This is a genomic window from Microbacterium sp., from assembly GCF_041909575.1.
Classification (GTDB): Bacteria; Actinomycetota; Actinomycetes; order Actinomycetales; family Microbacteriaceae; genus Microbacterium.
In genome coordinates, this window is record NZ_JAYRDE010000106.1 from 1 (window position 1) to 5,181 (window position 5,181).

Consider the following 5,181-nt stretch of genomic DNA (forward strand, 5'->3'; position numbering starts at 1 on the left):
CCCGGTGCGCTGCCGGGCGCCCGCGTCGCGTGTCGGAGTTGTCGATGACGTCGTCGTGAACGAGAGCCGCCGCATGGAAGACCTCGAGCGCGGCGGCGGCCGTCACGACGTCGGCGGGCGCCGGTCCGGAGGGGCGGGACGCCTCCTCCACTGCCCTCCACCCGGCGACGCAGAAGCGCGCGCGCAGGCGCTTGCCGCCGGAGACGGCGGCCGCGCCCGCCTCGATGAACAGCGCCGCCTCGGTGCCGAGCTCGGCCGCGTGAAGGCGCTGAGCCGAGACGAACATGTCCAGACGCTGGGAAATGGCTTCGACCGGGTCTGGAGAGGCGGACACGGGCCTAGCCTAGTGATCTACGGCACGCGTAGAATCTTCGCAGTGAGCTAAAGAGGGGGATGCATGCCACTCTCCGAACAGGAGCAGCGTCTGCTCGACGAGATGGAACGCCATCTGATGCGCAACGACGCGGACGTCGTCAGCGCGCCTCGCGACGGCCGCAGCCTCAGTTATCGCAACATCGTCTACGGCACGATCCTCGTCCTGCTGGGCCTCGGCGGCCTGATCGTCGGCGTCTCGCTGCCGATGATCATCGTGGGAGTGCTCGGCTTCGTGGTGATGCTGGGCGGGGTGATCCTCGCCGTGACCCCGACGCGCGGCCCCGGACGCGTGCGCGTCGAGCCCGACAAGCCGGCCGCCGCCTCCAGCCGGCCGAGCGCCTCCTTCATGGACCGCATGAATGATCGATGGGACAAGCGCCAAGGCGAGCGCTGATCCGACTTCTCCGCTGACGCGGGACAAGCACCGACCTCCGGGTCGGTGCTTTTTTTGCGTGCGCGCGCCCCTCGGTACGGGCCGATGGAGGTCGCAGGGGAGGAATCGCCATGAATGGGTGACAAAGTGGAGGGAAGTGGAGTAAAGTGGCGAACATCCCAGGGGGGCCGACGAAGGGGGAGTGATGAGCCGATGCTTCTTGGCACGCACACTCCCAAGCTCGACGACAAAGGTCGCGTCATCCTTCCGGCCAAGTTCCGCGACGATCTGGGCGGAGGCGTCGTGGTGACCCGCGGCCAGGATCGCTGTCTCTACGTCTTCAGCACGCAGGAGTTCGAGCGCGTCCACGAGCGCATCCGCGAGGCGCCGCTGGCCAACAAGCAGGCCCGCGACTTCCTGCGCATGTTCCTCTCGGGTGCAAGCGCCGAGAAGCCCGACAGCCAGAACCGCATCACCCTCCCGCCTCCGCTGCGCGCCTACGCCGGCCTGGAGCGCGACCTCGTCATCACCGGCGTCGGCGCTCACGCCGAGATCTGGAACGCCGAGGCCTGGAACACCTACGCCGAGGCGAACGAAGAGAGCTATGCCGAATTGGAGCAGGAGGTGATCCCGGGCCTGTTCTGAGCCCTCGGTCCTGACTCCCAGCCGCCCTCCCTGTCGCACTTCCCCGGCGCCAGGTCGGAGCGGATGGGGATCAGGACCGAGGGAACTCCGGTCCAGATCGACCATGAACCTGCGCGACATCCACACCCCCGTCCTCCTCGACCGCTGCCTCGACCTGCTCGCTCCTGCCCTTCAGCACGAGGGAGCGGTCTTCGTGGATGCCACGCTCGGCATGGGCGGTCATTCCGAGGCGTTCCTCGAGAGGCTTCCCGGTCTGCGACTGGTCGGGCTCGACCGTGACACCGACGCCCTGCGCATCGCGGGGGAGCGCCTGGCCCGCTTCGGAGATCGCGTGACCCTGGTGCACACGGTGTACGACGGCATCGCCGACGCCGTCGCCCGGGCCGGCTACGCCGCCGCCGACGGCATCCTGTTCGACCTCGGGGTCTCGTCGCTGCAGCTCGACGAGGCCGATCGCGGCTTCGCCTACGCGCAGGATGCTCCGCTGGACATGCGCATGGATCAGTCGGCCGGCACGACCGCCGCCGAGATCCTCGCCACCTATGGCGAGGGCGACTTGCGCCGCATCTTCGAGCGGTACGGCGAGGAGAAGCTCGCCGGCCGCTACGCCCGCGCCATCATCGCGGCGAGGGCCGAGGCTCCCATCGAGCGCTCCGGGCGCCTCGTCGCGATCCTCCAGGCCGCCACGCCGGCCGCGGTGCAGCGTGCCGGGCACCCCGCCAAGCGGGTGTTCCAGGCGCTGCGCATCGAGGTCAACCGGGAGCTGTCGGTGCTCGAGCGCGCCGTCCCGGCCGCGCTCGGCATCCTTCCGGTGGGCGGTCGCATCGTGGTGCTGTCGTATCAGTCCCTCGAAGACCGCCTCGTCAAGCGGGAGCTGGCGGATGCCTCCGCTTCGACGGCACCGGCGGGCTTGCCCGTCGAGCTGCCCGAGCACGCACCGCGGTTCCGCCTGCTGGTCAAGGGCGCGGAGCTCGCCTCCGACGAGGAGCGCGCCGTCAACCCACGAGCCACACCGGTGCGCCTGCGCGCCGCAGAGCGGATCCGGGAGGACGCATGAGCACCGCCATCGATGCGCTGCACGCGCCCGCCGTCGCGCCGCTCGGGCCGGAGGCGCCGGCCCGCCGCCTGCGCGCGGTCGAGGCGCCCGCGCGGCGTCGCCGGCCGAAGCTCCTGTACGGCGTGGTCGCGGTGCTCGGAGCATTCCTCATCGCCGGCGCCCAGATGGCGCTGTCGATCATGACGACGCAGGGCACCTACGAGCTGTCGACGCTGAGCGCGCAGCAGCGCGAGCTCACCTTCCAGAAGCAGATCCTCTACGACGAGGTCGCCGGGCTCAGCTCGCCGCAGTACCTCGCCGCCAACGCGACGGCGCTGGGCATGGTCATCGACGAGTCGCCGAGCTACCTGCGACTGAGCGACGGCCAGCTGCTCGGTGCAGGGCAGGTGTCGTACGGCCGGTCGTCGGTTGACGCCCTCGGCCGCGGGGTCGTCCCCAACGCCCTCATCACCGACACGCCCCTCGTGACGGCCCCCGACGCGACGATCAAGGGGAAGCCGGTCGCACCGGTCGCGCCCGTCGAGCCGGTCGAGGACGGCGGAGTCGCCAACACTCCGCCGGCGATCACCGACGGACTGCCCACGCCGAGCACACACTGATTCCATGACGACCCGCAGCACCCGGAGCCCCCGTCGTCGCACCGTCGTCGCCCTCGCCGTCGTCCTGGCGGTGCTCGGCGCCTTCATCGTCCGGCTCGTCGACATCCAGGTCGTCAACGCCGACGACCATGTCGCCGACTCGATGGAGGTGGCTCTCGAGGGCGGGCAGGTGCTCCACGGGACCCGCGGGTCGATCGTCGACGCCACCGGGCAGACGCTCGCCGGGAGCGTCCTCGAGTACGACTGCCAGCTCGACCCCAAGCTGATCTCGCAGATCGACGACGAGATCGCCGCCGGAGAGTCCACGGACGACCCGTGGGCGGACGTCTCCGCCGACGTCGCCGAGATCACCGGGCAGGATGCCGACGATGTCCGCACGATCGTCTCCGACGCGCTGGCGGAGAACGCCGAGTCGCAGTACGCCATCCTGCGCAACGGCGTGAGCACCGAGCAGTACCGGGCGCTGATGGATCTCGGAACGCCCTACATCGCGTGCGGCCCGCACCCCGCCCGCGCGTACCCCGACGGTGCGGTCGCCGGAAACCTGGTCGGCTTCATCGGAACCGACGGCGACGCGCTCGAGGGACTGGAGCGCTCGTACGACGACTGCCTGCGGGCGACGGACGGCGCACTGGCGTATCAGAAGGGCAAGGACGGGGTCGTCATCCCGGGAACCCGACGCGAGCAGCCCGCGGTCGACGGAGGGACGCTGGAGCTCACGATCAACCGCGACCTGCAGTGGTACCTGCAGCAGCTCATCGGCGACGAGGTCGTCGAGCGGCAGGCCGAGGCCGGCTCGATCTTCGTCGTCGAGGTGAACACGGGCAAGATCCGCGCGGCCGCGGAGTACCCGACGATCGACCCAAACGAGCCGACGGCGCTCGAGGGCGTGCGCGGCAGCAGGATCTTCGAGGGCACCTTCGAGCCCGGCTCCACCTTCAAGGGGCTCACCGCCGCCACCGTGGTCGACGCCGGCGGCCAGAACCCGAACTCCACCGTCGTCGCATCCGGCTACGAGCTCTTCGCGAACGGGGCCTTCGCGCGCGACTCCTTCCAGCATCCGGCGTTCACCTACACCCTCACCGGCGTGCTGGTGGACTCGTCCAACGCCGGCATCTCCAAGTTCAGCGAGCGTGTCTCGCCGCAGGTGCGGTACGACTACTTCAAGAAGTTCGGCATCGGCTCCGGCAGCGACGTGCACTTCAGCGGCGAGCAGACGGGCCTTCTCCACCCGCTCGAGGACTGGGATGCCCAGACCAGCTACAACACCGCCTTCGGACAGGGTCTGACCACGACCGTGCCGGAGCTCGCAGGCGCCTACGCGGCCATCGCCAACGGCGGCGTCAAGGTGCCGCTGTCGCTGGTCGAATCGTGCACCAAGGCCGATGGCACCGTGATCGAGTCCGAGCAGCCCGAGCGCGAGCGCATCCTCAAGAAGTCCACGTCCGCCCAGATGCGCACGATGCTCGAGAACGTCTTCCTGCAGTCCTCGTTCGCCCCGATGGTCCAGATCCCCGGCTACCGCATCGCGGGCAAGACGGGCACCGGCGAGAAGCCCGACCTCGTCAACGGCGGCTACAAGCGCGGGGTGTACTTCACCACCATGCTGGGGTTCGCGCCCGCCGAGGACCCGCAGTACCTCGTCATCGTGACGCTCGACGAGCCCAAAAAGGTAACATCGTCTGCGGCCAACGGGCCCACGTTCCAGCAGGCGATGACCCAGGTTCTCAAGACCTACCGCGTCATGCCCGCCACGTCGGCGCCGGAGCTGTTGCCCAAGTTCGGGTGACCTCCCGATCCGGCCGGAGAACACATGATCGCCCTCACCATCGCCCAGCTCGCCCACGTCCTCGGAGGACAGGCGGTGCTCGCCGAAGGCTCGACGGCTGACACCGTCGTCGCTGGCGGCGTCGACACGGACTCCCGGCTCATCGCGCCCGGCGGCATCTTCGTCGCGAAGCCCGGAGAGGAGACCGACGGGCACCTCTTCGTCGACGCCGCCGTCGCGAACGGCGCTGCCGTGGCGATCGTCGAGCACGTGGTGGACGCGACGGTCACGCAGATCGTGGTCCCGAGCGCGGTCCAGGCCCTCGCCGATCTCGCCCGCCACGTCGTCGCCGCCGTGCGAGAGC

7 protein-coding genes are annotated in these 5,181 nt (G+C 69.8%); 6 read left to right on the forward strand and 1 reads right to left on the reverse strand.

What is annotated here, in order from left to right:
- The coding region (locus tag ACE3O1_RS12740; RefSeq protein ID WP_374315607.1) for a polyprenyl synthetase family protein at positions 1 to 334 on the reverse strand (334 nt) is incomplete at its 3' end.
- A gap of 63 nt (positions 335 to 397) precedes the next feature.
- Between ACE3O1_RS12740 and ACE3O1_RS12745 the strand changes: the two genes are divergently transcribed.
- From ACE3O1_RS12745 to ACE3O1_RS12770, 6 genes are all read left to right on the forward strand, one after another.
- Positions 398 to 769, forward strand: a complete 372-nt coding sequence (locus tag ACE3O1_RS12745) for a DUF3040 domain-containing protein (protein WP_374315609.1) — start codon at positions 398 to 400, stop codon at positions 767 to 769.
- 192 nt (positions 770 to 961) lie between these two features.
- Complete coding sequence (mraZ, locus tag ACE3O1_RS12750) at positions 962 to 1,393, forward strand: division/cell wall cluster transcriptional repressor MraZ (RefSeq protein WP_374315611.1); 432 nt, start codon at positions 962 to 964, stop codon at positions 1,391 to 1,393.
- Positions 1,394 to 1,496: 103 nt separating this feature from the next.
- The gene (gene rsmH / locus ACE3O1_RS12755) at positions 1,497 to 2,450 is read left to right on the forward strand and encodes a 16S rRNA (cytosine(1402)-N(4))-methyltransferase RsmH (RefSeq protein ID WP_374315613.1); all 954 of its coding nucleotides are present in this window, start codon (positions 1,497 to 1,499) and stop codon (positions 2,448 to 2,450) included.
- Positions 2,447 to 3,049, forward strand: coding sequence for a hypothetical protein (locus ACE3O1_RS12760; RefSeq protein ID WP_374315615.1), 603 nt, complete (start codon positions 2,447 to 2,449; stop codon positions 3,047 to 3,049). Before rsmH ends, ACE3O1_RS12760 begins: the two co-directional genes overlap by 4 nt.
- Positions 3,050 to 3,053: 4 nt before the next feature.
- The gene (locus ACE3O1_RS12765) at positions 3,054 to 4,838 is read left to right on the forward strand and encodes a peptidoglycan D,D-transpeptidase FtsI family protein (protein ID WP_374315617.1); all 1,785 of its coding nucleotides are present in this window, start codon (positions 3,054 to 3,056) and stop codon (positions 4,836 to 4,838) included.
- A 24-nt stretch (positions 4,839 to 4,862) separates the two neighbouring features.
- Positions 4,863 to 5,181, forward strand: a 319-nt coding sequence (locus tag ACE3O1_RS12770) for a Mur ligase domain-containing protein (RefSeq protein WP_374315619.1), incomplete at its 3' end; no start/stop codon positions are given.